The organism is Cohnella cellulosilytica, assembly GCF_042431195.1.
GTDB lineage: Bacteria > Bacillota > Bacilli > Paenibacillales > Paenibacillaceae > Cohnella > Cohnella cellulosilytica.
The window spans coordinates 32,223-58,689 of record NZ_JBHMDN010000078.1; the positions used below are offsets into that span (position 1 = coordinate 32,223).

General features: G+C 55.5%; 24 protein-coding genes and 1 pseudogene. 22 read left to right on the forward strand and 3 right to left on the reverse strand.

The genetic code is table 11. From position 1 onward, the window contains the following. Positions 1–15: 15 nt before the first annotated feature. The gene (ppnP, locus tag ACFFT4_RS32530) at positions 16–330 is read left to right on the forward strand and encodes a pyrimidine/purine nucleoside phosphorylase (protein WP_378053549.1); all 315 of its coding nucleotides are present in this window, start codon (positions 16–18) and stop codon (positions 328–330) included. Between the two features lie 94 nt (positions 331–424). Further along, positions 425–1,261: a YitT family protein gene (locus tag ACFFT4_RS32535; RefSeq protein WP_378053551.1), complete on the forward strand. Its 837-nt coding sequence runs from the start codon at positions 425–427 to the stop codon at positions 1,259–1,261. 235 nt (positions 1,262–1,496) lie between these two features. On the opposite strand, the gene ACFFT4_RS32540 is transcribed toward ACFFT4_RS32535, so the two are convergent. Both ACFFT4_RS32540 and ACFFT4_RS32545 read right to left on the reverse strand, forming a co-directional pair. Then, the gene (locus ACFFT4_RS32540) at positions 1,497–1,931 is read right to left on the reverse strand and encodes a PilZ domain-containing protein (RefSeq protein WP_378053804.1); all 435 of its coding nucleotides are present in this window, start codon (positions 1,929–1,931) and stop codon (positions 1,497–1,499) included. Beyond that, a pseudogene (locus ACFFT4_RS32545) lies at positions 1,914–2,801 on the reverse strand (NAD(P)-dependent oxidoreductase); the annotation flags it as partial. The pseudogene ACFFT4_RS32545 and the gene ACFFT4_RS32540, both read right to left, overlap by 18 nt. A 161-nt stretch (positions 2,802–2,962) precedes the next feature. On the opposite strand from ACFFT4_RS32545, the gene ACFFT4_RS32550 reads away from it, so the two are divergent. The 4 genes from ACFFT4_RS32550 (at position 2,963) to ACFFT4_RS32565 (ending at position 6,522) form a co-directional block, all read left to right on the forward strand. Next, entirely contained in the window at positions 2,963–3,835 is an 873-nt protein-coding gene (locus tag ACFFT4_RS32550; protein WP_378053553.1) for an SPFH domain-containing protein, read from the forward strand. 8 nt (positions 3,836–3,843) lie between these two features. Then, entirely contained in the window at positions 3,844–4,059 is a 216-nt protein-coding gene (locus tag ACFFT4_RS32555; protein ID WP_378053555.1) for a type II toxin-antitoxin system antitoxin, read from the forward strand. 502 nt (positions 4,060–4,561) lie between these two features. Further along, positions 4,562–5,941 (forward strand): S1 family peptidase, encoded by a 1,380-nt coding sequence (locus tag ACFFT4_RS32560; protein WP_378053557.1) that lies wholly within the window; start codon positions 4,562–4,564, stop codon positions 5,939–5,941. Between the two features lie 167 nt (positions 5,942–6,108). Continuing rightward, the gene (locus ACFFT4_RS32565; RefSeq protein ID WP_378053559.1) at positions 6,109–6,522 is read left to right on the forward strand and encodes a hypothetical protein; all 414 of its coding nucleotides are present in this window, start codon (positions 6,109–6,111) and stop codon (positions 6,520–6,522) included. Positions 6,523–6,703: 181 nt separating this feature from the next. Here the strand turns inward: ACFFT4_RS32565 and ACFFT4_RS32570 are convergent, their stop codons facing one another. Further along, positions 6,704–7,573: an AraC family transcriptional regulator gene (locus ACFFT4_RS32570; RefSeq protein ID WP_378053561.1), complete on the reverse strand. Its 870-nt coding sequence runs from the start codon at positions 7,571–7,573 to the stop codon at positions 6,704–6,706. A gap of 200 nt (positions 7,574–7,773) precedes the next feature. Here ACFFT4_RS32570 and ACFFT4_RS32575 point away from each other — a divergent pair, with 200 nt between their 5' ends. The 16 genes from ACFFT4_RS32575 to ACFFT4_RS32650 all read left to right on the forward strand — a co-directional run bounded on the left by ACFFT4_RS32575 (position 7,774) and on the right by ACFFT4_RS32650 (position 26,466). Further along, a complete protein-coding gene (locus ACFFT4_RS32575; protein WP_378053563.1) occupies positions 7,774–9,477 on the forward strand; it encodes a DUF4091 domain-containing protein in 1,704 nt (567 codons plus the stop codon). Between the two features lie 37 nt (positions 9,478–9,514). Beyond that, positions 9,515–10,714: a Gfo/Idh/MocA family protein gene (locus tag ACFFT4_RS32580; RefSeq protein ID WP_378053565.1), complete on the forward strand. Its 1,200-nt coding sequence runs from the start codon at positions 9,515–9,517 to the stop codon at positions 10,712–10,714. A 311-nt stretch (positions 10,715–11,025) separates the two neighbouring features. Next, on the forward strand, positions 11,026–11,955 hold the full coding sequence (locus tag ACFFT4_RS32585) for an aldo/keto reductase (RefSeq protein ID WP_378053567.1): 930 nt from the start codon (positions 11,026–11,028) through the stop codon (positions 11,953–11,955). Next, positions 11,952–12,716, forward strand: coding sequence for a sugar phosphate isomerase/epimerase family protein (locus ACFFT4_RS32590; protein WP_378053569.1), 765 nt, complete (start codon positions 11,952–11,954; stop codon positions 12,714–12,716). Before ACFFT4_RS32585 ends, ACFFT4_RS32590 begins: the two co-directional genes overlap by 4 nt. 377 nt (positions 12,717–13,093) lie before the next feature. Then, on the forward strand, positions 13,094–14,041 hold the full coding sequence (locus tag ACFFT4_RS32595) for an ABC transporter permease (RefSeq protein WP_378053571.1): 948 nt from the start codon (positions 13,094–13,096) through the stop codon (positions 14,039–14,041). A 90-nt stretch (positions 14,042–14,131) separates the two neighbouring features. Then, positions 14,132–15,838, forward strand: a complete 1,707-nt coding sequence (locus ACFFT4_RS32600) for an extracellular solute-binding protein (protein ID WP_378053573.1) — start codon at positions 14,132–14,134, stop codon at positions 15,836–15,838. 94 nt (positions 15,839–15,932) lie between these two features. Next, positions 15,933–16,841: a carbohydrate ABC transporter permease gene (locus ACFFT4_RS32605; RefSeq protein WP_378053575.1), complete on the forward strand. Its 909-nt coding sequence runs from the start codon at positions 15,933–15,935 to the stop codon at positions 16,839–16,841. 193 nt (positions 16,842–17,034) lie between these two features. Beyond that, positions 17,035–18,069 (forward strand): LacI family DNA-binding transcriptional regulator, encoded by a 1,035-nt coding sequence (locus ACFFT4_RS32610; protein ID WP_378053577.1) that lies wholly within the window; start codon positions 17,035–17,037, stop codon positions 18,067–18,069. A gap of 30 nt (positions 18,070–18,099) precedes the next feature. Beyond that, on the forward strand, positions 18,100–19,053 hold the full coding sequence (locus ACFFT4_RS32615) for a carbohydrate kinase family protein (RefSeq protein ID WP_378053579.1): 954 nt from the start codon (positions 18,100–18,102) through the stop codon (positions 19,051–19,053). A 275-nt stretch (positions 19,054–19,328) separates the two neighbouring features. After that, complete coding sequence (locus ACFFT4_RS32620) at positions 19,329–20,678, forward strand: glucose-6-phosphate isomerase (protein ID WP_378053581.1); 1,350 nt, start codon at positions 19,329–19,331, stop codon at positions 20,676–20,678. 123 nt (positions 20,679–20,801) lie between these two features. After that, positions 20,802–21,593 carry a tyrosine-protein phosphatase gene (locus ACFFT4_RS32625; protein ID WP_378053583.1) on the forward strand — a complete coding sequence of 264 codons (792 nt, stop codon included), beginning with the start codon at positions 20,802–20,804 and terminating at the stop codon, positions 21,591–21,593. A 675-nt stretch (positions 21,594–22,268) separates the two neighbouring features. Then, positions 22,269–22,613, forward strand: coding sequence for a hypothetical protein (locus ACFFT4_RS32630; RefSeq protein ID WP_378053585.1), 345 nt, complete (start codon positions 22,269–22,271; stop codon positions 22,611–22,613). A gap of 173 nt (positions 22,614–22,786) precedes the next feature. Continuing rightward, complete coding sequence (locus ACFFT4_RS32635; RefSeq protein WP_378053587.1) at positions 22,787–23,533, forward strand: YveK family protein; 747 nt, start codon at positions 22,787–22,789, stop codon at positions 23,531–23,533. Next, the gene (locus ACFFT4_RS32640; RefSeq protein ID WP_378053589.1) at positions 23,520–24,206 is read left to right on the forward strand and encodes a CpsD/CapB family tyrosine-protein kinase; all 687 of its coding nucleotides are present in this window, start codon (positions 23,520–23,522) and stop codon (positions 24,204–24,206) included. Before ACFFT4_RS32635 ends, ACFFT4_RS32640 begins: the two co-directional genes overlap by 14 nt. A 650-nt stretch (positions 24,207–24,856) precedes the next feature. Then, the gene (gene galU / locus ACFFT4_RS32645) at positions 24,857–25,762 is read left to right on the forward strand and encodes a UTP--glucose-1-phosphate uridylyltransferase GalU (protein ID WP_378053591.1); all 906 of its coding nucleotides are present in this window, start codon (positions 24,857–24,859) and stop codon (positions 25,760–25,762) included. Beyond that, positions 25,762–26,466, forward strand: a complete 705-nt coding sequence (locus tag ACFFT4_RS32650) for a sugar transferase (RefSeq protein WP_378053593.1) — start codon at positions 25,762–25,764, stop codon at positions 26,464–26,466. Before galU ends, ACFFT4_RS32650 begins: the two co-directional genes overlap by 1 nt. The last annotated feature ends 1 nt before the right edge of the window (position 26,467 follow it).

Consider the following 26,467-nt stretch of genomic DNA (forward strand, 5'->3'; position numbering starts at 1 on the left):
AGCTGGAGCGAAACGATGTCGCAGTTCAACAACGTATCCGTAGTGAAGAAAGCCAACGTTTATTTCGAAGGCAAGGTGACGAGCCGGGCGGTGATCCTCGAGGACGGTTCGAAGATTACCTTGGGCATTATGCTTCCGGGCGAGTACGAGTTCGGCACGGCCCAGAAGGAAATTATGGACATTCAGGCGGGAGAGCTTTCCGTGCTGCTTCCGGGACGCGACGAATGGCTGGATATTTCCGAACCGGCCAAGTTCGAAGTGCCGGCCAACTCCAGCTTTAAGCTTAAAGTCAAGACGGTAACGGATTACATCTGCTCGTATCTCGATTGAGCTTATCCGTTAGCGCCGACAACCACTGCCGACGATGCAAGCGGCGGTGGTTGTTTTTGCGTGAGCGTCGCATTCGGGTGTGGAGGCTGTAACGATGAGAAAAAGATTGCTCGATTTCGTCATGCTCGCGGCGGGGGCGCTGCTGTTCGCGCTCTCGATCAACCTGTTCGCGATACCGAACGAGTTCGGGGAAGGCGGAGTCACGGGGATTACGATTATTCTGTATTATTTGTACGGATGGTCGCCCGGGCTCGTCAGTCTGATCCTGAATTCGTTCCTGCTGCTGATCGGCTACAAGTTTCTCGACCGCACGACGGTGGCGTATACGATTGTCGCGATCTCGCTGCTGTCCCTGTTCCTGTATTTGACCGAGGGCCTCCGCATCGATTCCCATGAGATCGTCGTAAACGCGATCTTCGGAGGCGTGATCGGCGGCGCGGGCATCGGCATTATCGTGCGGGCGGGAGGGACGACGGCCGGCTCGGTCATTTTGGCGCGGATCGCGCACAAGTACCTGGATTGGAACGTCAGCTATGCGCTGCTGTTTTTCGATCTGATCGTCGTACTCGGCTCCTATTTCATTATCGGCGCCCAGGCGGTCATGCTGACGGTCGTTATGCTGTACATCGCGACGAAGGTGATGGATTTCATCATCGAGGGGCTTAACCCGAAGAAGGCGGTGACGATTATTTCCAAGGAGCACGCGAAAATCGCCGACCAGGTCACCTCTCTGATGGATCGCGGGGTCACAGTGCTGCACGGTCATGGTTATTATACGAAAGCCGAAAAGGAAATTTTGTATATCGTCATCGGCAAGCAGGAGCTGAGCATGCTTAAACGAATCGTGAAGGCCAGCGACAAGAATGCGTTCATTACGATTCACGATGTGCGCGACGTCTTCGGGGAAGGCTTTATCGAATTGTCCAAGTAAGCGGAAGGGGCCGTGCCCTAAGCCAACCAAGTTGCTGTAAAGATAATCGATGAACAAGGGGCAAGGGGTATATACCTCCTTCCGATGCTATACGCTCCTGAAACCTGAATAGGTAAACCCGTTAATGGGTGGTTTCAGGAGCGTATGAGGCATTCTCCAGGAGGTACATACCCCTTCTTTGTCTATCGATCATCTTAGGCAACTCTGCTTAGGGAACAGCCCCTCGCAACGCAGGTCAATTTCGGCCGGCGATATATTCTTGAAGCTGAAGACGCTGATACAGCGGCAGCCCCGACAGCAGGCAGCCGTACTGGAAAGCGCCTTTGCTGCGATCGATGCGAATGATCCGCGCAGTCATCGGAGGAAGCTGCGACTCCTGCTGGAAATGGATGACGATAAACATGTCCTTCTCGAGCGGAAATTCCGATTCGATCAGCAGGCCGTCCTCGGACAAGTCGAGCAAGCGCCCGTGGACCGATTGTCCGCGGAAGCCCCCGTCGCCTTCCCATTGGTAGATCGACATCATCAGCGGAATGTCCAGCGGAACGCGCGTTTTCCTCCGGCGCTCCGCGTTTTCCGCTTGCTCCGGGTCGCCCGCGACGTCCGTCGCGTTGGGCGGAACCGCGGCTTCGAGAGCCGCTGCGGACGGATCGCCGATCTTCCGGCCGATCCAGCCCTCGTAGACGCGGGCCAGCGCCGCAAGATCCAGCTCTCCGTGTCCGGCGGCTTGTCCGAGCTGAAACAGGCTCTTGGCGGATTCCAGCATCGGGGTAGAGACGCCGAGCGTGTCGGTTAACACCGAAGACAGCTTCAAGTCCTTCAGCATAAGCGCCAACGAGAACTGGACGCTGTAATCCTCCTCGATGATCTTCCTTCCTTTCAGCTCGGCCTGCTTGCTGGCCGCTCCGCCGCCCTGCACGACGCGAAGAAACGCGGACGCGTCGATGCCGCTCTTGGCGGCGATCGCCATTCCTTCGATCAGTCCCGCGGCGTTGATGCCGACGATCGTGTTGTGAGCGAGCTTGGCGTTCGCCCCGCTGCCGCTCGGGCCCATGTAGATGACTTCCCTTCCCATTGCCAGCAGCAGCTCCTCGTGCTCCGCCACCACCCGCTTGTCTCCGCCCGCCATGAACAGCAGCGTGCCGTCAATGGCGGCCGGCTTGCTGCCGGTTACCGGCGCGTCGATAAAATCGCTGAAGCGCTCCGAGGCTTCTGCCGCAAGGCGTCGGGCAAGCGCCGGCGAAATCGTGCTGTTGTCGATCAGCACGGTACCCGGCTTCAGCGCCTGGAACAGCCCGTTCTCTCCGAAGTAGACTTCTTCGATCGCCTGATCGTTGCTGATCATTGTGACGACGACGTCGACGCGTTTGGCGATGTCCACGGGAGCGGCGGCGACATCCGCCCCGAGCTCGACCAACCGGTCGGCCTTGCCCGGGGTGCGGTTATAAACGAGGACGGAATACCCTTTGCGCAGTAGATTGGCGGCCATGGGCTCTCCCATCGTGCCCAGGCCGATAAATCCGATCGATTTCATCTGAATCGTCTCCTTGTTCGATGTATGCTTCTATTATCCCGTTCTTTCGCGGTTTTCGGAAGGTGTCGGCGCCAAATTCGTCCAAATCTTTCGAAAGAGGTGGAAAAATAATTCCAAAAATGATATCATATAAATATCAAATAAATATTAGACGAAGAGGCGATCATATGACGACAACAAAAGCTTGGCACGTGAACGGATTTCTGGCGCTGCTGCTGGCACTTGCCTCGATAGCGGGAAGCATAGCCCTGTTCGCGAGCGCGGGCGGAGGCCCGGAGCCCAATGGCTGGTTCATCGCCGGCGGCATCGTGCTGATTCTCGTATTCATCGTGTTATTGACCTCTCTGACGATCGTGCAGCCGAATCAGGCGAAAATCATTACGTTTTTCGGCCGGTACAAGGGGACGATTACGGAGAGCGGGCTATGGCTGGTTATCCCGTTCACGGGCAAGACGAAGGTGTCGCTCAAGGTGCGCAACTTCAACAGCCAGACGCTGAAGGTAAACGATGCGGAGGGCAATCCGATCGAGATCGGCTGCGTGGTCGTGTTCAAGGTCGTCGATACGGCGAAGGCGGTGTTCGACGTTGACAACTACGGCAAGTTCGTGGAAGTGCAAAGCGAGACCGCGATCCGCCACATTGCCGCGAACTATGCATACGACACGTTCTCGGACGAGCAGAGGCCGTCGCTCCGGGGGAACGCCGACGAGGTGTCGCAGGAATTGACGACCGAGCTGCAGAGCCGTCTCTCCCTGGCCGGAGTAGAGGTGATCGAGACGCGCCTCACCCATCTGGCTTACGCGCCCGAGATTGCCAGCGCGATGCTCCAGCGCCAGCAGGCGATCGCGATTATCGCGGCCAGACAGAAGATCGTGGAGGGGGCCGTGACGATGGTGGAATCGGCGCTCCAGCAGCTGAAGGATAACGGGATCGAGCTGGACGGGGAACGGCGCGCGGCGATGATCAACAATCTCATGGTGACGATCGTATCCGACCGGGCGGCGACGCCCGTGATCAACACGGGTACGATGTACGGGTAAGACGCGATATGGCTAAGGAAAAGAAGGCCTTCCCCCTCCGGCTGGATGCCGAAATTCATCGCGCCATAGAGAAGTGGGCGGAGGACGAGTTTCGCAGCGTGAACGGGCACATCGAGTATTTGCTCCGCGAGGCGCTGCGCCGGGCGGGGCGGCTCCCTTCGGGAAACCGGCCGGTGCAGCAGGCGGATGGGGATTCCGAATCGGATAACGCGCAGCAGCCATAAGCGACTATGACAAACAAGAGACTGCCGGTAATTGTCCGTTGTGACGATCGGCAGTCTTTTGTTGCTATTGCGCTCCTAACTGCAATCCTCGACAAGAGCGCTTGATGACACAGAGTTTATACGGCGAAATGGTTCGTGGCTCTTCTAAATACGGTGTGGAACTTGCCACGATTATTTTTATTCTCGAGCATCGAACTCCAAAATTCTCTCTATTATGATGCGAAATATTTTTTGATTCGACAAGGTTATGCTTACTTCGACAACAGAGAGGTGATATGGTTAATATGGGTTATATAATAAAAAAAGGAAGAGGTGTGTAAATTAGGTGATACATGGCAGTCTCGGATGAGAAAGAGAGTGCAAAAGAAATAGCTAATGGTAGAAGTTCAAACTTATGTACCAGAGAAACAGACATTTGTGTTTAGCAGGAGGAGGATTTTTCAGAGAAAATTTGCTGGAAAGTAACGGAGTTTGAAAAGATACCATACGAGGAGGAGAATTCATGAAAAAGGTTTTATTGTTTGTCACCTTATTGACTTTGCTTTTTAGTAGCTCAGCCGTTCTTGGCGCTCCAAGTGCTGACCGTGAAAGTTTAGATTCAAGCATCAGAATAAGGGAGCAACTGGGGTTTAATACTACTATATCAGATGTTCAGATTGTTAACTCAAACTTCGTATATCAGAAAACAAAGAATATCTATGGAATTGCATTAACCGACGAGGAAGTTGCAGAGATGAATACGCGCGACGTATTAATCGGAGAGGCTTCTGATCTGGAAAATACTATTTATCCTGAGTTGAATAAGAATCCTTCTTCGTCAGAAAAAGCTATGTATCATGAGGAATGGAAAAAAATATTTGCTGGAGTTTTTCTGGATAATCTAGACAATGGAACTATTAAAGTTGGAATTGTTGATTTAAAATTAAATGGTCATGTTGCTGAGCAAATGCTTAAATCATTTTCTTTACCTGATCGAGTGAAGTTTTTTAATGCCCGGATCAACAAAGAAGAACTTTCGAATATTCAAGATGAGCTTACTCCTCTATTCAGTGAATTTCCGATTACCGAATCAAGTGTTTCACTTAAAGACAATAAAGTCTTTGTTGGATTAAGTGATTTATCTTTTTCAAAATTAATTGACAATCGTTTGTCTGATTTTGCAAGGGAACATATTGATTATGTATTGGCCCCTAATAGACCCGAGCCCTTTAACACTAGAACCACAGCTTCGTTCAAGTTAAGGGGGGGATTAGGCATTGATACTCCTTCTGGAACCCCTGGTTATGTTAACGTCTGCAGTTCAGCGTTCAATGCAAGGAAAGAGCAATCAAACGGATCATATTATTATTACGTTATTACAGCTGCCCACTGCGGCGCACTAAATACCCCTTGGAGCCAAGGCGGCGATTATTTTGGTACAGCTGCTTATAGAAAATATGGCGGGCAAGCCGATATGTTGGCGATTCAAATAGTTAATTCAAATAAGGCAAGTGCTCAAATCCAAAATACCGACACCGATTTTGTCGATATTAAAGAATATGAAGCAAATCATATTGTAGGCACTTATGTATGTATCGCTGGTCGAAATAATACCCTTCCTACATGTGGGACTATAATTGATAACAATTTCTCTACTTCATATCAGAATGGTGCGATACAATTTTCGAATATGGTTAAAGTTGATAATAATCAGACTTCCGGAGGAGATAGCGGTGGGGCAGTGTATGCTAGAATATCAAATGAACCCGCTTCCAAAAGAGGTATTTATGGTGTTCTAAGCGGAGGTGTAGCAAATGATTGGTATTTCTACTCAAAAGCGGGTAGGGTATTCAGCGATCTTGGTATGACTCAGATATTGACTTCAAGCGTTTCCTTCCCCTAACAATTAATACTATATTTCTTGGTAAATCAGATGAGTCAGGCATAAGCCGTTTAGCATCGTATGGTGCTAATCGGCTTATGCCTCTTCCACACAAGCCGGCTGAGCCGAGAGAGGCTGGTAACCAAACAAGAGAAATTGCGTCTAATTATACAGAAGGAGGTGTTTAGATGAGATACCACAGGTTTTTGATTTTTATTGTCCTTGTGCTAACTTTTACAGTCGGCTGCAGTAAAGAGGATGTCAATCTCATGGAAAGTGAGGCTCCTGATCCTGCCCCGTTTGTATTTGACCGTGAAAATATCGTCAAAGTAACCATTAAGCGGGGGGACGGGCAACTTGCTGTGGAACTTACGGATAACAAAGGTTTGGATAAGCTGAAGGCCATCTTGGATAACGCAAGTTCGTTTACTGAAGCTTATCCATTCGACTTACTCGGCGTAATCGTGATCGAGTGGAAAAATGGAACGAAGCGAGAATTGGAAGTAACAGGGAACGGACATGTTTTCGTCGACAAAGAAGTCAGAATTGCTTATGCGCTAAATAAAAAAGCGTTTTTTGATTTCGTTGGCGGGTTGCAGTAGGAAAGCCTTTACGCCCCCACCTCGGCCCCGCCGAGGCACTTATTTGGCCTTCGCGCGCCGACCGCCGGGGCCCCCGTCAAGGCACTAATTTGGCCTTCACGCCCCGCCCCCACGGTGCTTGTCGAGGCACTTTAGTCTCCATACCCCGACCAGGGTTCCGCTGAGACAGCCCCCTTTTCAACTAATCCAAATAAACGGTATCGTATGGATGCTCGGCCGTGCGGCGGCGGAATTCGCCGGGTGTTAGCTGCAAATAATGACGGAAGGTTTTACCGAAGTAGCTGGGGCTGTCGAAGCCGCAGCGGATGCCGATCGACTGGATGCTGGCATCGGTTTTGCGGAGCATCGTTACGGCGGCTTCCACTCGTCTACGCTGGAGGTAGGCGAGCGGGGAGTCGTTTTCCTTCTGGAACAGTCTGCACAGATAGGAGCGGGATACGCCGCAGCTCGCCGCAATGTCCTCCAGCGTAAGCGACTGGGCAAAATGGTCGCGCATAAACCTCTTGGCCTGCCGAATCGCCGGATGTATGCCGGATTCCTTGGCCGCGTAGTTGGCATCGGAGCGCAGGAGGGAGAGCGCCCATTTGTACAGGTGGGCGGAAAGCTCGATCGGATCGGACAGTCGATCGACGGACACCGCCTGATACATCTCCCAGAAAATCGCGATCGGCTGCGATTCGGCGGACAACCGCACGACCGGCCCATGCTTCTCGACGATTCTGTCGCACATGCGCAGCGCGTCTTCTCCGCAGATATTCAGCCACACGAAGGCCCACGGCTCTGTCCCCTCCGGCGGATAGTAGTAGCGCTGCTCGCTCGGCACCCGGACGATAAATCCGTATCCGGCCGGAACCTCCCACGTTTGCCCGTCGCTATCGACGCGCCCTTCCCCGCTTAATGTATACTGAAAAACCGCATGTCCTTTATCGCTTCGAATGCGGCAGTCGTTGCCGTAGCCCGCCTCGGCGTCTGTCGACCAGCCGAGCGAATCCAACGTCATATACGGCTGCGCCTCGAAAGGGCGGAAGGCGAATGAACCCGGTTGCAGCATGGCACTTTCTCCTGGATAACATTTTTGCATCTATTATACTATAAGAACCGAATTATAAGGGGGATTTCATTTTATATCGCGATCAGAGAAGTCAATATCGTTATAGAATTGTAGAATATGTTCAGATTGTCTCCGGTATACCCTCCTGATAAGATAAAGCCATATTTATTATGCGATCAACTAAGGAGCACGCGATTAATATGGCAGAAAATCATTCGCAGTTTCAAACCCGCTGCGTCAGCTCGCTTGTGAAAGTATTTGCCGACGAAGCGCTAACGGAAGCGTCATGGAACCGGGGAACGGCGTTGTGGGCAGAAACCTTTGCCTTCCAAGTGGCTTATCGTTCTGAGGCATTGGTATATTCGCTGAAGGTTGAAGTTTCGTCCGAGCTCGCCCCATGGACAACTGTGCGTTCGGTCGGACTGGCTCCCTCCGAGCTGCCGACGTTTGCTCACTCCGACGATTATGTGTTGCGCAAGACGCCGGGGCTGTATCCCGACCCGCTCTATCCGCTCTCGAACAACGGAATGCGCGTTTATCCCGGACAATGGAGAACGTTATGGGTAACGGTCGATCTCCCGTCGAAGGAAGCATGGGCCGCGGCAGGTGGTTCTTCCGAGGGCGTTCGCTCGTTTACGTTGGACATCCAATTTAAGGGCGACGAGGGAGCGGAGCTTGGCAGCCAGCGGTTTGTGCTGGACGTTCTTCCAGCCGAGCTGCCGCAGCAGAAGCTGATTCATACGGAATGGATGCACTACGATTGCTTGGCGACGTATTACAATATCGAAATTTTCGGAGAAAAGCATTGGGAGCTGATCGAGCGCTATGCCGGGAACGCGGTTCGCCACGGCATGAATATGCTGCTCACTCCGCTGTTCACTCCGCCGCTGGACACGGCGGTCGGGGGAGAGCGGCCGACCGTGCAGCTCGTCGACGTCGAGCTGACGGCGGAGGGAGAATACCGCTTCGGCTTCGACAGGCTGGTCAGATGGGTGGAGATGTGCGACCGCGTCGGCATTCGCTACTTGGAGTTTTCCCATCTGTTCACGCAATGGGGAGCCAGGCATGCGCCGAAAATCGTAGCGACGGCGGCCGAAGGCGGAGAGCAGCGGCAAAAGCGGATTTTCGGCTGGGAGACGGAAGCGACCGGCGAGCCGTATCGCCGGTTTCTGTCCCGGTTCCTGCCCGCCCTGGACGCTTTCATTCGCGCGCATAACCTGGAGCATAGATGCTACTTCCATATTTCCGACGAGCCGAATTTGACGCAGCTGGAAGATTACCGCAGCGCCGGGGCCATTCTGAAGGAGCATTTGGGCGCTTATCCTTTTATCGAAGCGTTGTCGGATTACGGTTTTTACGAGCAGGGGCTCGTGCCGGTTCCGATTCCGGCGAACGATCATATCGACTCGTTTCTGGACAACGGCGTTTCGGAGCTGTGGACGTATTACTGCTGCGGGCAGTCGGTCGACGTGTCCAACCGCTTCTTCAATATGCCGTCGGCCCGCAACCGGATTTTGGGCTATCAGCTGTATAAGTACGGGATCAAGGGCTTCCTCCACTGGGGCTACAATTTCTGGAATACGCAGAATTCGCGGGAAGCGATCGATCCGTATCGGGTGACGGACGCCGGCGGAGCGTTCCCTTCGGGAGACGCATTCGCCGTATATCCGGGAACGGACGGTCCGCTCGATTCGATTCGCTGGGAGGTGTTCCGGGAAGCGCTGCAGGATTTGCGGGCGTGCGAGCTGCTGGAATCGCTCTCCGGCCGGGAACGGGTGCTGGAGCTGCTTGACAAGGGTTTGCCGGAGCCGCTCACGTTCCGCCATTATCCGCGCGAAGCGTCCTGGCTGCTGACGAAGCGGGCGGAAATCAACGAACGTATTGCGAAGCTGAGCGGAGCTTAAGCCGCTCTGTTCAGATCGGGGAGGGAGAAGGAACAACATGAAAGAGAAGCTGAAAATCGGCATGATCGGGCTCGGGGCGCGCGGCGCTTCGCTGCTGGAAATGATTATTCGCAACGCCAAGGACGTTGAAGTCGCGGCGGTATGCGATCTGTACGAGGATCGCCGGGAAGCGGCGGCCAACGCGGTCGAGCAAGCGGGAGGCAGCCGGCCGACGGCGATCGAACGGTACGAGGACGTGCTGGCGATGGCTGACATCGACGCCGTTGTCATCGGAGCCTCCTGGGCCGCGCATATCGAGATTGCCGTCGCGGCGATGGAGGCGGGCAAATACGCGGCCAGCGAAGTCGGGGGAGCTTATTCGCTCCAGGAATGCTGGAGATTGGTGGAAACGTACGAGAGAACGAAAACGCCGGTCATGCTGATGGAAAATTGCTGCTACGGCCGAGACGAGCTGATGGTGCTGAACATGGTCAAGCAAGGCCTCTTCGGGGAAATCGTTCATTGCTCCGGAGGCTACCACCACGATCTGCGCAGCGAGATCGCCGGCGGCGAAGAGAACCGACACTATCGGCTGCAGGAGTACATTCACCGCAATTGCGATAATTATCCGACCCATGAGATCGGTCCGATAGCCAGAGTGCTGGACGTCAACCGCGGCAACCGGATGCTGTCGCTCGTCTCGGTAGCCTCCAAGGCGAGCGGGATGCAGGAGTATATCCGGCGGACGGGAGACGACGGACATCCGCTGGCCGGCGTCCGGTTCCAGCAAGGCGATATCGTCACGACGGTCATTCGCTGCGCCCGCGGCGAGACGATCGCGATTACGCTCGATACGACCCTGCCCAGATCGTATTCCCGGGGCTTTACGGTCAGAGGAACGAAGGGCATGTTCATGGAGGATAACCATTCCATTTTCATGGACGGCGTTCACGACGAGCATCACGACGATTGGAAGGGCCAGTGGGGCAACGCGGAAAGCTATTATGAGCAATACGACCATCCGATCTGGAAAAAATACGCGAAGGAAGGCATCGTAGGCGGACACGGAGGGATGGACTGGCTCGCGTTCGCGGATTTCTTCGACTGCGTCAAAAAAGGCCGGCCGACGCCGATCGACGTCTACGACATGGCCGCCTGGATGAGCCTGTCCGCCCTGTCCGAGGAGTCGATCGCCCTGGGCGGACATCCGGTCGCGTGTCCCGATTTTACGAACGGCAAGTGGATCACGAGGCGGTAGAGGACGCCGATTGAGTTTGCGGCGTCTTAGCGAAGAGATTCGGTTTGCCGAGGTACGATGAAGAGATGCTTTAAGCGCAGCGGCGATTGCCCGCAGGCGGGGTCAAGTCTCGTTAAACGGCTTGACCCGCCTGCGGGAGAGCGGAAATTTTTCGCTTGTTTTCCGGGAATCCGATAGACTATAATACGGACTATAGCCGTTATGTAAGCGCTTGTTATGGAATCGATACCAGAGTCATGGGAGATCGACAAAGCCATCATTAAGACTTCAATATGGAATCGATACCATATTGAAGGCGGGAGGGGAATCGGGTGAAGTTCGTCGAGGTAAACGGAATCAAGCTGTCCCGGCTTGTGATCGGCACGGGAGACATCAAGAAGTGGGGCGGCACGGAGATGCTCGATCAGTTCGCGGCGGCGGGAGGCACGGCGATCGATACGGCCCACCAATACCGCGAGGCGGAAAAAATGATCGGCCAATGGCTGCGTGAGACGGGAAATCGGGAGCGGATGGTCATTCTGACCAAGGGAGCCCATCACGACGACGGCAGCCCGGGCCCGAGAGTGAATCCCGAAGCGATCCGCAAGGATCTGGCGGAGAGCTTGGAGCGGCTCGGCACCGACCGCATCGATCTGTATGCGCTGCATCGGGACGATCCCTCCGTTCCGGTTGGGCCGGTCATCGAGGAGCTGAACCGGCATCTCGAGGCAGGAACGGTGCGGGCGATCGGCGCCTCGAACTGGACGTATCTGCGGATCAAGGAAGCGAACGAATACGCCTCCGGCCACGGCTTGAAGGGGTTTATGTTCAACAGCGTCAATCTGAGCCTGGCCAAGGCGAACGAGCCGCGCTGGGAAGGCTGCGTCTCGGCGGACGAAGCGACCGCCGACTGGCATAAGGCGAACCAGCTGCCGCTGCTGTCCTGGTCGGCGCAGGCGGGCGGGTTCTTCTCCGGATTGTTCTCTCCCGAGGATCGCTCCCATGCGGAGATGGTCAGAGTGTACTACAGCGAGGACAATTGGGAGCGATACCGCAGAGCCGTCAAGCTGGCCGAAGAGAAACAGGCGACTGCGAACCGGATCGCCCTGGCGTTCGTGCTCAACCGTCCGTTCCCGAGCGGGGCGATCGTCGGCCCGCGGAGCGAAGCGGAGCTTAACGACTCGCTGCAGGCGATGAATATGGATTTGACTCGGGAACAGCTGGAATGGCTGAACCTGGAGAGGGAGGAGCCGGAGGAATGAGAGAGAAGCTTGCGGCACAGTTGTTTACGGTGCGAAACGAGTTAAAGCGGGATTTTCCCGGGACGCTGAGAGAGCTGAGGAAGATGGGCTGGGCGGCCGTTCAAATCGACGGTCTGCACGGCAACGAGCCGCAGGAGATCGCGGCGGTGATGCGGGAGCTCGGGCTTAAGGCGGCGGGCATGCATGTCGGACTCGAAAGAATGAACCAGGATTTGCAGGCCGTTCTGGAAGAGGGGCGGCTATTCGGCACGAAGGACATCATCTGCCATTCGCTGCCGGACCGGCTGCAGAACGATGAGGGATACCGCTCCGTGCGCAGAGATCTGCTAGCCGTCTCGGCAAAGGTGTCTCCGCTCGGCTTCCGGGTCGGCTACCACAATCACGACTTCGAATTTCACACCGAGATCGACGGGCGCTATGCGCTCGACCACGTATTGGAGCCGGACGCCGAACGCCCGATCTACGCGGAGATCGATACTTACTGGGTGAAGAAGGCGGGCCTCGATCCGCTCCAATACATCAGCAAATATGCGAAGCGGATGCCGATTCTGCACCTTAAGGACATGACGGCGGACGCTCGGCGCGATTTCGCGGAAATCGGCAGCGGAGCAATCGATTTCGCCCCGATCCTTCGCTGGGGCGAGGCTAACGGCGTCGAATGGTATGCCGTCGAGCAGGATTACTGCCCGGGAAGTCCGCTGGATTCTCTGGCGAACAGCCTGGAATATTTGACGAAGGAGATTTCGTTAAGCGAAGGGTGAGCGGTGCGAAACGGATATTCGAGCCTGAGAAGCGCGGCGGGAGCCGACGCTCCGCATACGGCTTGCCCTGGCGCCGGACGGGCGGCTTGCTTGGCCTGCAATGGGAGCTTGCGAACGGCGCCCGCAATCGAAAAATCGCTGTAGCCAAGAGGAAATTTATTTGATATAATCCACTCATAGTAAGCGCTTTCTTGATGAAGCGTTATTTTTAGGCGAATAACTGGTAACGATTTCAGAAATACGAAAACCACATTCGAGCAAGCCGCAGCATTCCGGTTCCCGCTTCTTGGCGGGGAGGATCGGACAGAGCGAGCGAAGTTTTGAAGCTTTTTATGGAATCGATACCAGAAAAATCGGAAAGAAGGTGATTCCCGCCAATGAAGCAAGCGAACGCCGCGCCGACGCTGCGGGCTCCACAGCGGAAGCTCTGGAAGGAAGTGCTGAAGCACCGGTATTTATACATGATGCTGCTGCCTTGTATCGTCTTCTTTGTCCTTTTCAACTACATTCCGATGGGCGGGCTGCTTCTTGCTTTCAAGGATTACAAATTTAACAAAGGCATTCTCGGCAGCCCCTGGGTCGGCTTGGATTATTTTCGGACGTTCTTCAATTCCTACCAAAGCGCCCAATTGATCAAAAACACGCTCATCATCAGCGGAATGAAGCTGTTCCTGTACTTGCCGTTTCCGATCCTCCTGGCGCTGATGTTCAACGAAGTGCGAAGCAAATGGTTCAAGAACGCGTCGCAAAGCATTCTTTACTTGCCGCACTTTATTTCCTGGGTTGTCGTCGTCGGGCTGGTCCAGCGCATATTGGCGCCGGACACCGGGTTGCTCAATCAATTCATCTTCTATATGGGCGGCGACGGAAGCACGTTCTACATGATGCAGCCGGGGTACTTCTATCAGATCATGTTCGGAAGCCATCTATGGAAGTCGATCGGATGGGATTCGATCATTTACATGGCGGCGATCGCGGGAGTGAACCCGGATATGTACGAAGCGGCCAAGATCGACGGGGCCGGGAAGTTCAGGGAAATCCGGAGCATCACGCTGCCGTCGATTATGCCGACCATCGTCATTCTCTTCATTCTGTCGCTCGGCAATATCCTGTCGGCGGGATTCGACCAGCTGTATCTGCTGAGAACGCCGGGGAATATGGAGCTCTCCGATATATTGGACACTTACATTATTCGCATTGGTTTGCAAAGCGGGCAGTACGGCTACGCGACGGCAGTCGGCATGATGCAGGGCCTCATCGGACTGCTGCTGGTCGTTGGCGCCAATCGGATCTCGCGAAAGGTTTCCGACACCTCGTTATGGTAGCGATACCATATGGCTACGGGCTCGTTCGATAAGCAGTGGGAGACGTCGAGAGGCGTATTTCATAAAACATTTTCGAAAAGGGGAAATCGCATGAGCAGAAAGTGGGTAAAACGGTTCATCGTCCCGGTGCTGGCGACGCTGCTGCTGGCAGGCTGCACCAACGGTTCCGGTTCGGGCAAACAGGAAGATGCCGCTTCGACGGATTCGGCGAACAAGCCGGCGACCTGGATTGCCGACCGTAAGATCAAAGGGCTTGTCTTCATGGACTCCGACGATTACACCGAAGATATGAATCCTGAGATCGTCGCCAAAATCAAAGAATTGACAGGCATCGATTACGAGATTCAAATTATGAAAGCCAATCAGGCCATAGACGGCTTGATCGCCGATCTGGCGGCTAACGACTTGCCCGACTTCATCACCTTCTATCTCAACAACAGCGGGCGCCCGGAGATGCCGGTCGTGCTTAAAGCGGCGCGGGAGGAGATGTTCACGGATCTCACTCCGCTGCTGAAAAACACGAAGATATACAGCAAATACCTGGAGGACGACTTCCTGCCTTTGGATACGAAATACGGCGTGATGTTCCGTCCGGAGTTTGAAGGCTCCTCCTATTTTGTCCATATGAACGTTAACCGCAAAGGCGGAGACGATCCCATGAAGCTGGTCGGAGGTCCGTATATTCGCAAGGACATCGCCGAAGCGATCGGCGTCGATCCGAGCTCCGTTACGACTACCGAGCAGCTGTACGAGGTTGCCGCCAAAATCAAAGCCGGCAATTTCAAAGACAACAATGGCAAATCGGTTGTGCCGATCGGTCCCGCTTATTGGGGCGGGCACGAAGTCGGCCGCCTGTTTAACGATTTGGAGTGGGGCGCCGACGATCAGCGCATCTACGCGTCGAAGGACGGCAAGGTCCTGCACGAAGCGGAAACGCCTTACGCGCTCAAGAAGGTGGAATACGTCCAAAAGCTGTTGAAGGAAGGCCTTCTGCAGCCGGAGTTCTTCACGATGGACGAAAGCCGCTCGACGGAAGGTGCGCTGAACGGCACCTGGGGAATCATCGCGGACATGCACAGCTACCAGGAATTCAACAAGGATATGCACTACGTTCCGCTCGGTCCGCTGAATTACGTCGACGGTCCTTACCAGATGAAGGTCGACTTCAAAGCCGGCTATTCCGCCTGGGCGATTCCGGCAACGACCAAAAATCCGGAGGACATCGTCAAGCTCGCCGACTTCCTGGCCAGCCGCGAAGGCAAGCTGCTCTGGAAATACGGCTTGGAAGGACGGGACTATACGCTGGACGGGCAAGGAAATCCGCTGGTCAAGCAGGAGGTGCTCGATCTGAAGGCGGAGGACCCGAACGAGGCGAAGAAGCTCGGGTTCGCCGGCGTAGGGAACAACTGGGGAGAGCTGCTCGGCAGCACGGATACCGACAATCTGGCGGATTTCGGCGAGGTCAACTACGGCGATTCGTTAAATCCGGACGGCATATCCACTCCGCACAAAGTCGCCGAGCTATGGAAATTCGACGAGAAAAGGCAAAACGCAATCATACAGGATGCATACACGCCGTTGTCGTTCCTCGGCGAATTTAACCAATCGATGGAATTGAAGGCGGCGCTGGACAATTATAACGACAGCCTCGTTCGGGCGTACTACAGCAAAAGCCTGGATCAAGCGAAAGAGATTCTGGACAGCGCCTTAAAGCAGCTTAGAGCCTCCGGATTGGACGATTATCTGAAGCTGGTGGCGGACAAGAACGCCGATCCGAAAACCAAAGTGAAGTATTAAAGCGCGAAGCGGGCTTTGCATTCACAAGCAGACGGCCGGGCGGTTCATCCCCTACGGGGGAGCCGCCCTCCCTTCTTGCAGGAGGTGGGAGAGAGTGGGACACGTTCACTACCGACGGAGCGCCGGCGAGAAAATCTTCATAATCCTGAACTATCTGCTGATCCTTTTGCTATGCTTATCGATAATTCTCCCGTTCCTGAACATTGTTGCGCTTGCTTTTAACCCCGGGAAGGACGCGGAAAGAGGCGGAATTTTCTTCTGGCCGAGAATCTGGTCTCTCGAAAATTTCGAGAAGGTGTTCCAGGCGGGCAATATCGGCAGCGCATTTGCCATTTCCCTATTTCGGACCTTCGTCGGCACGATAGCCGGCGTGTTTCTCTCGGCGATGGCCGCGTATGCGCTCAGGAGCAAAACGCTGCCCGGCGGGAAGTTCTTCATGATGCTCGTCTTCTTCACGATGCTGTTCAGCGGCGGGATCATTCCGTACTACATGCTTCTGAAGTCGATTCATCTGACCGACAGCATCTGGGTTTACGTTCTTCCGGGGCTCTACAGCGCATGGAACCTTATTATTCTCCGGACGTTTTTTCAGCAGATCCATCCAAGCCTCGAGGAATCGGCGCGGATTGACGGATACAACGACTTCTCGATCTTTCTTCGCATTATTATGCCGCTTAGCAGACCGGTCATTGCGGTGATCGGGCTGTTCACTGCGGTCAACCACTGGAATGACTGGTTTACGGGAGCGTTCTTCATCCGCTCGGCGAAGCTGCGTCCGTTATCTACGCTGCTGCAGGAAATGCTGACGAGCGCGGAGGCGATGAGGGATACTTTGAACCAGGCGGCCGGAATCAAGTACCAGCTGCTGGATAAGATCCAGATTACCGCCGACTCTCTGAAGATGGCCACGATTATCGTCGTTGTCGCGCCGGTCGTCATCATCTATCCGTTAATCCAGAAGTATTTTTCCAAAGGGGTCATGATCGGTTCGATGAAGGAGTAGGTTGGAAAGAATAGGAAGGAAGCAGGAAGGCCGGGCGGCGATGGCCGTGCACCTGGCGGCGTATGGGAAGGCGGTTATTCCGCGTTCTCCCGGTCTTTCTTCGTAAAAAAGGAGCAAGCGGACAGGAGTTGGCGGCTGTTCCGGCGAATTGAGCTTGTTGGATGTTTTTTCAGCTATTAACGAGGTGAATGAGATGCAGGTTAAAATCAAAGACGTGGCCAAAAAGGCGGGCGTATCCGTGACGACCGTCTCCAGGGTGCTCAACGGGGAGAAATACGTCAAAGACGATCTCAAAGCAAAAGTGAACCGGGTCATCGAAGAACTGGGATACGCTCCGAGCCAAATCGCCCGCAGTTTGGTGCGCAAAAAAACGAACCTCATCGGAGTTATCGTGCCTGATCTAACGTCCAGCTTCTATTCGACGATTCTGAGCAGCATCGAGGAACGGGCGAGCGCCAACGATTACAATCTGCTCGTCTGCAATATCAGCGAAGATATCGACAAGGAGTACAAGTATCTAAACGTGTTCCAGGAGATGCGGGTGGAAGGCATCATCATTATGCACGAGAAAATCAACGAGCAGATCCGCGCTTTCATTCATAAAATCAACACGCCCGTGCTGTTCTCCAGCGTAAAGCCGATCGATCAGAAGTTTATTTCGGTCATCGTCGACGACTACGCCGCCGCCTACGACGCAACGCGTTACCTGATCGAGCAGGGGCACGAGACGATCGGGTTTATCGGCGGGGACATGCGGGACGTAACGTCCGGACAGAACCGGTACAGCGGCTATCGCAACGCGATGTCGGACTTCGGGAGGAAGCTGGCGTTCGATCATATCCGGTTCGGAGATTACAAGGTGCAGAGCGGCTACGAGCAGATGAAGGAAATGCTGAGCGCGGGCCACCCTCCTTCGGCGGTATTCGCGGTCAGCGACGATATGGCCGTCGGCGCGATGAACTGCATTCGGGACCACAATCTGCGGGTGCCGGAAGACATCGCGGTGATCGGCTTCGACGGGAGCCAATTGACCGAGCTTGTCCGCCCTACGCTTACTTCGATGGAGCAGCCGATCCACCAGATGGGCAAGGTGACGATGGACGTATTGCTGAAGCTGATCTCCGGCGAGACGCCTCCGGAAGGCGACGTCGTGCTGGAGCATCGCCTGGTCGTGCGGGAGAGCTCGCGCAGCCGGGCCGGGCAGACGGAAGATTTACGCACGAAATAGGAAACGCAAGCGAACGGGGAAGTGACAACGGTGAAACCATATGACGCAATCGTAGTCGGCGATGCCAACATCGATCTGGTCGTCGCGGGGTGCGAGCAAATCCCCGGACCCGGCCAGGAGGTATTCGTTCCCAACATGACGCTGCATGTCGGCGGGGGAGCGGCCTTGTTCAGCCTGGCGCTGGCCAAGCTGGGATTAAAAATCGCATTTAACGGGATTCTGGGAGAGGACGGTTTCGGACAATTTATCCGGAATCAATTTTCTCTTTGTGGAATCGATACCAGATATATTCGCTCCAGCACGAAGAACAACACCGGCATCTCCATCGCCCTTAATCCGGAGAAGGATCGTTCCTTCATCACTTACGCGGGCGCCAATTCGGAGATCAGCCTCGGAGAGCTGGACATGGACAGCGTCGCCGCGGGACGGCACGTTCATCTGACGGGCTACCGCGGGAGCTGCAACCATAGGGAATACGTGGAGACGACGCGAAAAATCAAGGCGCTCGGACTGACGACCTCGCTCGATGTAGGCTGGGACGACACCGGGGAATGGTATGACGGCATCTTCGAGCTGATGGAAGCGGTGGATGTCTTCTTCATGAACGAGGTCGAAGCGATGAACTATACGGGCTGCGCCTCCACGGAGGACTGTCTGCGGGCATTGTCCCGGCACAGCCGCCACATCGTGCTCAAGCTCGGCGCCAAGGGGGCCGTCGCGTCGGTCGGCGGGACAACGACGTACCGATCCGGTTTTCCGGTCGCCGTCAAGGACACGACGGGGGCGGGGGATTCGTTTAACGCCGGTTATATTTACGGATTTCTGTCCGGTCGCGGCACGGAGCAGTGCCTGCTGTACGCGAACGCATGCGGCGCGATGTCGGTCAGCCAATACGGGGGCAGCACGGGAGCGCCGGACGGGCCGGCTATGGAGCGGTTCGTCGCGGAGAGGATCGGTAATACGACGGACAGCATATCGATATGAGCGGCACGAAGGAAGCGCCGTCCGCCGAAGATCGGCACGCGGTCGGCGCAGCCGGCTTCGGCGCTCGAATGCTTGCCGAATGCGCTGCGAAGATGAAGCAGGCGGAGGCCGCTTTGGGCTGCACGTGCCTGCGGCGCGATTGCCCGCGTGGCGGTTCGCGGGCAATCTTCATCAAAACTTCATCGAAGCTTGCTTGTATGAATTGGAATAATTCAGTATTCTATAGCTAATGTTTATTGACCGAAACGCGGTCGAAACGAGAAAGGGAGATGGCAATGAGCAAAACCGTTCAGTTCGACTATTCCAAAGCGCTGCAATTCGTCGGCCAACACGAGATCGACAATCTGGCGCCGGCCGTCAAGCTGGCTCACGAGCAATTACATAACGGAACCGGAGCCGGTTCCGATTACCTGGGCTGGATCAATCTTCCGTTCGATTACGACAAGGAGGAGTTCGCCCGCATCAAGAGCGCGGCGAAGAAAATCCAATCCGACTCGGAGGCGCTGATCGTTATCGGCATCGGCGGCTCGTACCTGGGAGCGCGCGCCGCGATCGAGATGCTGCAGCATTCCTTCTACAACACGCTGTCGAAGGAGCAGCGCAAAACTCCGCAAATTTTCTACGCCGGCAACAACATCAGCTCGACCTACGTAACGCACCTGCTGCAGGCGCTCGAAGGCAAGGACTGGTCGATCAACGTCATCTCCAAATCGGGCACGACGACCGAGCCGGCGATCGCCTTCCGCATTTTCCGCGAAGCGCTGGAGAGCAAGTACGGCAAGGAAGAAGCCCGCAAGCGCATCTACGCGACGACCGACAAGGCGCGCGGCGCGCTGAAGGTGCTCGCCACCGAGGAAGGCTACGAATCGTTCGTCATTCCGGACGACGTGGGCGGCCGCTATTCCGTGCTGACCGCCGTCGGCTTGCTGCCGATCGCTACGGCAGGCATCGACATCGATGCGATGATGAAGGGCGCGCAGGACGCCGCAACGGTCTACAACAACCCGAACCTGAGCGAAAACCAGGCGTACCAGTACGCGGCCGTCCGCAACGCGCTGTATCGCAAAGGCAAAGCGGTCGAAATTCTCGTCAACTACGAGCCGGGACTGCACTTCGTCTCCGAATGGTGGAAGCAGCTGTACGGCGAGAGCGAAGGCAAGGACTATAAAGGCATCTACCCGGCGTCCGTCGACTTCTCCACGGATCTGCACTCGATGGGGCAGTTTATCCAGGAGGGCAATCGGATTATCTTCGAAACGGTGCTCCAGGTCGGAGAAGTATCCGAACAGATCTCGATCCAGAAGAGCGACGACGACCTGGACGGCTTGAACTTCCTGGCCGGCCAGACGCTCGACTTCGTCAACAAGAAGGCGTTCCTCGGAACGCTGCTCGCGCACACGGACGGCAACGTGCCGAACCTGATCGTCAATCTGCCGGACATGAGCCCGCACACGTTCGGGTATATGGTGTATTTCTTCGAGATCGCCTGCGGCGTCAGCGGCTACCTGCTCGGCGTCAATCCGTTCGACCAGCCGGGCGTCGAAGCGTATAAGAAAAACATGTTCGCGCTGCTCGGCAAGCCGGGCTTCGAGGAGCAGAAGAAAGCGCTGGAAGCTCGTTTGTAATCGATTGTGAATATCAGAGGGCGCCTTCGGGCGCCCTTTTTTCAAAAGGGAAGGATCTGCGATTGGGAGATGCTGATCTGAAATCCGCTTTTCGAAACTGAGGATAAGGGGATAACGAGCCGAATGATCGATATTCATACGCATATTTTGCCGGGCCTGGACGACGGGGCGTCGGACTGGGACGAGACGTTGAAAATGGCTCGAGCGGCCGCAGCGGAAGGGATAACGACGATTATCGCCACGCCTCACCATGCGAACGGCCGCTATGACAACCCGGCCGCAGAGGTTCGGGAGCTCGTCTCCCGGGCGAACGGGCGGCTGACGGATGCGGGCGTACCGGTCACGATCGCGCCGGGGCAGGAAATTCGCGTGCACGGCGATCTGCTGGACGCGTGGCACAGGGGAGAGCTGCTGACGCTGGCCGGAACCGCCTACGTATTGATTGAAATGCCGTTCTCTCATACTCCCAAGGACATGAACGAGCTGATTCATGAGCTCGTCGTTCTGCGGCTGCGGCCGATCCTCGCCCATCCGGAGCGCAATGCGGAAATCGCGGCCCGGCCCGGCCTGCTCGCCGAACTGGTCGAACGCGGCGCTTATGCCCAAATGACGGCAAATTCGCTGCTCGGCGGCTTCGGAAGGCAGGTTCGGCAAGCCGCATGGACGCTGTGCGAGAGCGGCCTCATCCATCTCGTGTCCTCGGATGCCCACGATCCTGAGCGAAGGGGATTTCGCCTGCGCGAGGCTTACGCTTCGATCAGCGAGCGGATGGGCGAACCGTGGGAAGCGTATTATAAGCGCAATGCGCAATGCGTTGTCGAAGACGGGCTTTTCGACCGTCCGCCGTCGATCATGCGTCCCAAGGACAATGTAGTGCGACGCATGATCTCCTTTTTGACCGGGACATCGCGTTAAAAGGAACGAAATTAATGCTGGAGATGCAAGCGCCCGGCGAAGCGACCGGGACTCGGAGAAGTCGAATCGGCGACAAAAGACGCTCCAAAAGGGAAATAAACATAAAATAGGCAAAATGAAGGGGGTAAAATCGGCAAATCGACGAAATTTTTTAGATTTTTGCCCAAATGGAAACGATTACATCCCTAACGATGAATTTGACGGGCAAAACGTTGCATCCCCCTGAAAAATGGCTGAATTCTCCTACAACTTGCCGGATGACTGTCCTAAGTCCCCCTTTTCCCCCGATTGCGATCGCCTTTCTTGGCGGCCCGACGTCCGAACAATCGACACGAACATACGAAAACCTTGACTGGGCAAGGCGGCACGCGGACGGGATCGTCTCCCGGACGGCGGGTCTATAGTCTCCATAGGCCCCCCGGGAAGTAGAGCGCTTCCATGGAATGAAAAGGCGCTTCAATGCTTCCCAAATGATGGTTGCGCGCTCGCGGACCTCATCTAAAAATGAGCAGGAATGGCTAATCGGCATCATGTCTTTAATCCCTCTTGGAATTTTATTTTCTATGTCATACTTAAATTCAAATCGCGGCAGCACCGCCAGTTGACGACGACTCGGAGACGATTCGGGTAGAGGTGAAAAGTTCGAACTTCTACCGCAAGCGAAGGTGATTGGAGATGGACGTTTCGAATCCGGAGCTGATGCAGAAGCAGGAGCGGCTGAGGCTTTTTCTGGAAAAGCTCTCGCAGGACGCCTCTCTGAGCCCCTGTCACGATTCCGCAAGCGCATTGTCGTGGGAAGAACTGCTGATCTACACCGGGTACGATTCCCGGAACGGAACGGTCGACGTGGCCGAGCTCGTGTCCCTGACGCTGGAGAAGCTCGGAATCGACGCCGACATGAAAGCGATGATGGAGTATATTTTAAGCGGCGGAACGGTCGGGGAATTTATGAATGCGGCTTGGCACAGACCCGAATCGACCGGCAGCAACGCCCGGGATCAGGCTTGCGACGAGGGATAAACGCGAGAGAAAGGCTGCGAAACGAATAGACGGCCGGATGAAGCGGCGCTTCGTCCGGATTATTTCGGTCCAAAAGTTCTCGTTTTGAATAATAAAATTCTAATCTTATTCTAATTGAACTAATTTTTCGGTTTGAAGAGTGCTATAACACTACGAGCGACGGAGGAAACGAGATGGAACTGAAACAATACTGGCTCATCGTCAAAAAAAGACTGCTGCTGATCGCCCTGATCGCAACCGTCGTCTGCCTGAGCGTCGGCATCTATTCCTACTACTTCATCACGCCGCAGTACCAGGCCTCGGCCAAGCTGATCGTCAACCAGTACAAGGACAGCAGCTCCCTGCTTCCGAGCATCGACGTCGGCTCCATCAACTCTACGATCGGCCTGATCAAAACCTACAAGGAGATTATAAGGACGCCCCGCATTATGAAAAGCGTCAGCAAGGATTACCCCGAGCTGAAGATGTCCTACGGCGAGCTGATCGGCAAGGTCAGCGTAAGCTCGGTGAACGAAACGCAGGTGATGTCGATCTCCGTCCGCGACCGTTCGTACGAGCGGGCGGCCAAGGCGGCCAACGCGGTGGCGGTCGTCTTTCAGAAATCGGTCCCCGAGCTGATGAAGGTCGACAACGTGTCCGTCCTGGATTTCGCCGACCCGAAGGAAGCGCACGGCCCGGTCGCCCCGAATCCGAAAATGAACATCGCCGTCGCTTTCCTCCTGTCGCTCATGCTGGGCGTGGGCATCGCTTTCCTGCTGGAATATTTGGACGACACGATCAAGACGGAGGAGGATATCGAAGCGCTGTTCCAGGTGCCGGTGCTGACCGCGATTCCGAGGTTCAAGGAGCGGGACGCGACCGAGCGCGGCGGCAAAGACCAGCTGCAAACGAACGGGAGGGAAAGCCATGTCTCGTTATAAGTGGAGCGTCATTACGGACGCGAATCCGAAATCTCCGATCTCCGAGGGTTACCGGATGCTGAGAACCAACGTCGAGTATTCGGCGATAGACCAGACGCTGCAGGTGATCATGGTCACCTCCTCCAAGCCGGGGGAAGGCAAGAGCACGACGTGCGCCAATCTGGCCGTCGCCTTCGCCCAGACGAGCAAGAAGGTGCTGCTGATCGATGCGGATCTGCGCAAGCCGTCGCAGCACCATCTGTTCGGAACCTCGAACCGGATCGGCCTCACGACCGCCCTGTTCCGGCAGAAGGAGCTTCAGGACGTGATTCTGCAGACGAACACCGACAATCTGGCGATCATTCCCGCCGGTCCGACGCCGCCGAATCCGTCGGAACTGCTCGCCTCCAAACGGATGGCCGCGCTGCTGGAGACCGCAAGGGAACGCTACGACGTCGTTATTATCGACACGCCTCCGCTCATGTTCGTGACGGATGCGCAGATCGCGGCCGCCCAGAGCGACGGCGTCATCCTCGTCGTCGAAGCGGGCAAGGTGAAGAAGGACGTGGCGCTCAGAGCGAAAGCTTCGCTGGACCACGTAAAGGCCAGATTGATCGGCGTCGTGCTCAACAACGTTCCCCGCAAGCACTCGGACAGCTATTACTACTATTACGGCGATCGCGACGATGCCTGAGCGAAGGGGAAGCGGCCCGGACCGCAAGCGCGGTAGGTAATGTCTCCTGCACCTTTATCACCGGAGGCACTCGGTCATGCTGTGGGTCAGCCGACCTTAGACGTATATCGTCAAGGGTATGACGTGAGGAAGGGTTAAATGCCCTAATAGGAAGTTCCAAAAGTCCGATTTTGATCACGAAGAGGTTCGAGGGAGCGGATTCGGCATCGAATCTTGAATTCAGCCGTCTCTTCCGGTGCTCACGTAGCTTCCACTACGCTCCGCTCCTCATCAACGGTCTTCATCCAACCTTCCAGGATGCATGGGCGAGCAGTTCGCCGTAAGGCGAACGACCAGCCTCGGTGCTGAAAATCGAACTTTTTGAACCCTGATTGGTAGGGAATTCAAGCGAAAGGGCTGCCCCTGCTTAGGGCGTGCAGGGAGAACAAGATGATCAAAGAAACGAGAAGTGCGTCTGTCTCCTGGAGACTGCCTCATACGGTCTTGAAATGACATTGTGACGGGTTTACCTATTCAAAATTTCAAGATCGTATAGCAGCGTAAGGAGACAGATGCACGAAGCGTTCATTCGTCGATCATCTTTTGCACAGTTCTGCTTGCCCGCAGGACAGCCCCGACAGACATAAATCAAAAGGATAGGTGAGATCAAAATGGAGAGAGTGAAAAAAGCGATTATACCCGCCGCCGGACTTGGCACCCGTTTTTTGCCGGCGACGAAAGCGATGCCCAAAGAGATGCTTCCCATTGTTGATAAGCCGACCATCCAATATATCGTCGAGGAAGCGATCGAATCGGGCGTGGAGGACATTATCGTCGTCACCGGCAAAGGCAAGCGGGCGATCGAAGACCATTTCGACATCGCGTTCGAGCTGGAGCACACGCTGGAGGAGAAAGGGAAGCTGGACATTCTGGAGAAGGTTCGCAAATCCTCGCAGGTCAACTTGCATTATATCCGGCAAAAGGAGCCCAAAGGGCTCGGACACGCCGTATGGTGCGCGCGCAACTTCATCGGCGACGAACCGTTCGCGGTGCTGCTCGGGGACGACATTGTCGAGGCCGAGACTCCCTGCACCCGGCAGCTGATCGAGCAGTTCGAACGAACGGGCCGTTCGATCATCGGCGTGCAGACGGTAGGCGTGGATCAGACGCACCGCTACGGCATCGTCGATCCGGGCGAGAGGACGGACCAGTTGTACCGGGTCAATCGCTTCGTGGAAAAGCCGCCGCAAGGGCAGGCGCCTTCCAATCTGGCGATTATGGGCCGGTACGTGCTGACGCCCGAAATTTTCGAATACTTGGGCCGGCACGAGCGGGGAGCGGGCGGAGAAATCCAGCTGACCGACGCGATTCAGAAGCTGAACGAGGCCCAGGGCGTTTACGCGTACGATTTTCAAGGCATCCGATACGACGTGGGCGAGAAGATCGGCTTTATTATGACGACGATCAATTTCGCGCTGCGCAATCAGGAATTAAGGCACATACTGATGACCGAACTGGAGGAGATCATGGAGCGCGAGCTGGTGCAGCAATTGATTGCGGGAAGGGGAGATAGCTGATGAACAGCGGTCCGCATTACCGGAACGAAGCGATAGGGGGAGCCTCTTCGGATTACCGTCCGAACGTCCTGCGAGAGCGGGAAGCGCGGCAAGCGTTCTCCCTCTATTCCGCGATGAAGCGGACCGTCGATCTGCTCGGTTCGCTGGCGGGCCTGGCGCTGGTAAGTCCGGTGCTGGCCGTCGCCGCCGCGCTGATCAAATGGGAGGATCCGCAAGGTCCGGTTATTTTCCGCCAGACGAGAATCGGCAAGGACGGGAAGCCCTTCCGCATGTACAAGCTTCGCTCGATGTACACCGATGCGGAGGACAAGCTGAAGGAGCTGCTCGACCGCAACGAGATCGACGGCGCGATGTTCAAAATGAAGGAAGATCCGCGCGTGACGAAGGTCGGCAGGTTCATTCGCAAGACGAGCATCGACGAGCTGCCGCAATTGATCAACGTGCTCAGAGGCGAAATGTCGCTCGTCGGTCCCCGGCCTCCCCTGGCCAGGGAAGTGGCGGAATATACCGAGCGCGACAAGAAGCGGCTGTCCGTCACGCCGGGCTGCACGGGATTGTGGCAGGTGAGCGGCAGAAGCACGCTCAGCTTTAAGGAGATGGTCGAGCTGGACATCGCCTATATCGAGAAGAGATGCCTCTGGCTCGACCTCAAAATCATGCTGAGAACGTTCAAAGCCGTCGCCGGCTCGCGGGATGCATTCTAAA

What these genes read in the sequence shown, in the direction of transcription:
- ppnP (WP_378053549.1), top strand. Translation starts at nt 16, where the DNA reads ATGTCGCAGTTCAACAACGTATCCGTAGTGAAGAAAGCCAACGTTTAT.
- ACFFT4_RS32535 (WP_378053551.1), top strand. Translation starts at nt 425, where the DNA reads ATGAGAAAAAGATTGCTCGATTTCGTCATGCTCGCGGCGGGGGCGCTG.
- ACFFT4_RS32550 (WP_378053553.1), top strand. Translation starts at nt 2,963, where the DNA reads ATGACGACAACAAAAGCTTGGCACGTGAACGGATTTCTGGCGCTGCTG.
- ACFFT4_RS32555 (WP_378053555.1), top strand. Translation starts at nt 3,844, where the DNA reads ATGGCTAAGGAAAAGAAGGCCTTCCCCCTCCGGCTGGATGCCGAAATT.
- ACFFT4_RS32560 (WP_378053557.1), top strand. Translation starts at nt 4,562, where the DNA reads ATGAAAAAGGTTTTATTGTTTGTCACCTTATTGACTTTGCTTTTTAGT.
- ACFFT4_RS32565 (WP_378053559.1), top strand. Translation starts at nt 6,109, where the DNA reads ATGAGATACCACAGGTTTTTGATTTTTATTGTCCTTGTGCTAACTTTT.
- ACFFT4_RS32570 (WP_378053561.1), bottom strand. Translation starts at nt 7,573, where the DNA reads ATGCTGCAACCGGGTTCATTCGCCTTCCGCCCTTTCGAGGCGCAGCCG.
- ACFFT4_RS32575 (WP_378053563.1), top strand. Translation starts at nt 7,774, where the DNA reads ATGGCAGAAAATCATTCGCAGTTTCAAACCCGCTGCGTCAGCTCGCTT.
- ACFFT4_RS32580 (WP_378053565.1), top strand. Translation starts at nt 9,515, where the DNA reads ATGAAAGAGAAGCTGAAAATCGGCATGATCGGGCTCGGGGCGCGCGGC.
- ACFFT4_RS32590 (WP_378053569.1), top strand. Translation starts at nt 11,952, where the DNA reads ATGAGAGAGAAGCTTGCGGCACAGTTGTTTACGGTGCGAAACGAGTTA.
- ACFFT4_RS32595 (WP_378053571.1), top strand. Translation starts at nt 13,094, where the DNA reads ATGAAGCAAGCGAACGCCGCGCCGACGCTGCGGGCTCCACAGCGGAAG.
- ACFFT4_RS32600 (WP_378053573.1), top strand. Translation starts at nt 14,132, where the DNA reads ATGAGCAGAAAGTGGGTAAAACGGTTCATCGTCCCGGTGCTGGCGACG.
- ACFFT4_RS32610 (WP_378053577.1), top strand. Translation starts at nt 17,035, where the DNA reads ATGCAGGTTAAAATCAAAGACGTGGCCAAAAAGGCGGGCGTATCCGTG.
- ACFFT4_RS32620 (WP_378053581.1), top strand. Translation starts at nt 19,329, where the DNA reads ATGAGCAAAACCGTTCAGTTCGACTATTCCAAAGCGCTGCAATTCGTC.
- ACFFT4_RS32625 (WP_378053583.1), top strand. Translation starts at nt 20,802, where the DNA reads ATGATCGATATTCATACGCATATTTTGCCGGGCCTGGACGACGGGGCG.
- ACFFT4_RS32630 (WP_378053585.1), top strand. Translation starts at nt 22,269, where the DNA reads ATGGACGTTTCGAATCCGGAGCTGATGCAGAAGCAGGAGCGGCTGAGG.
- ACFFT4_RS32635 (WP_378053587.1), top strand. Translation starts at nt 22,787, where the DNA reads ATGGAACTGAAACAATACTGGCTCATCGTCAAAAAAAGACTGCTGCTG.
- ACFFT4_RS32640 (WP_378053589.1), top strand. Translation starts at nt 23,520, where the DNA reads ATGTCTCGTTATAAGTGGAGCGTCATTACGGACGCGAATCCGAAATCT.
- galU (WP_378053591.1), top strand. Translation starts at nt 24,857, where the DNA reads ATGGAGAGAGTGAAAAAAGCGATTATACCCGCCGCCGGACTTGGCACC.
- ACFFT4_RS32650 (WP_378053593.1), top strand. Translation starts at nt 25,762, where the DNA reads ATGAACAGCGGTCCGCATTACCGGAACGAAGCGATAGGGGGAGCCTCT.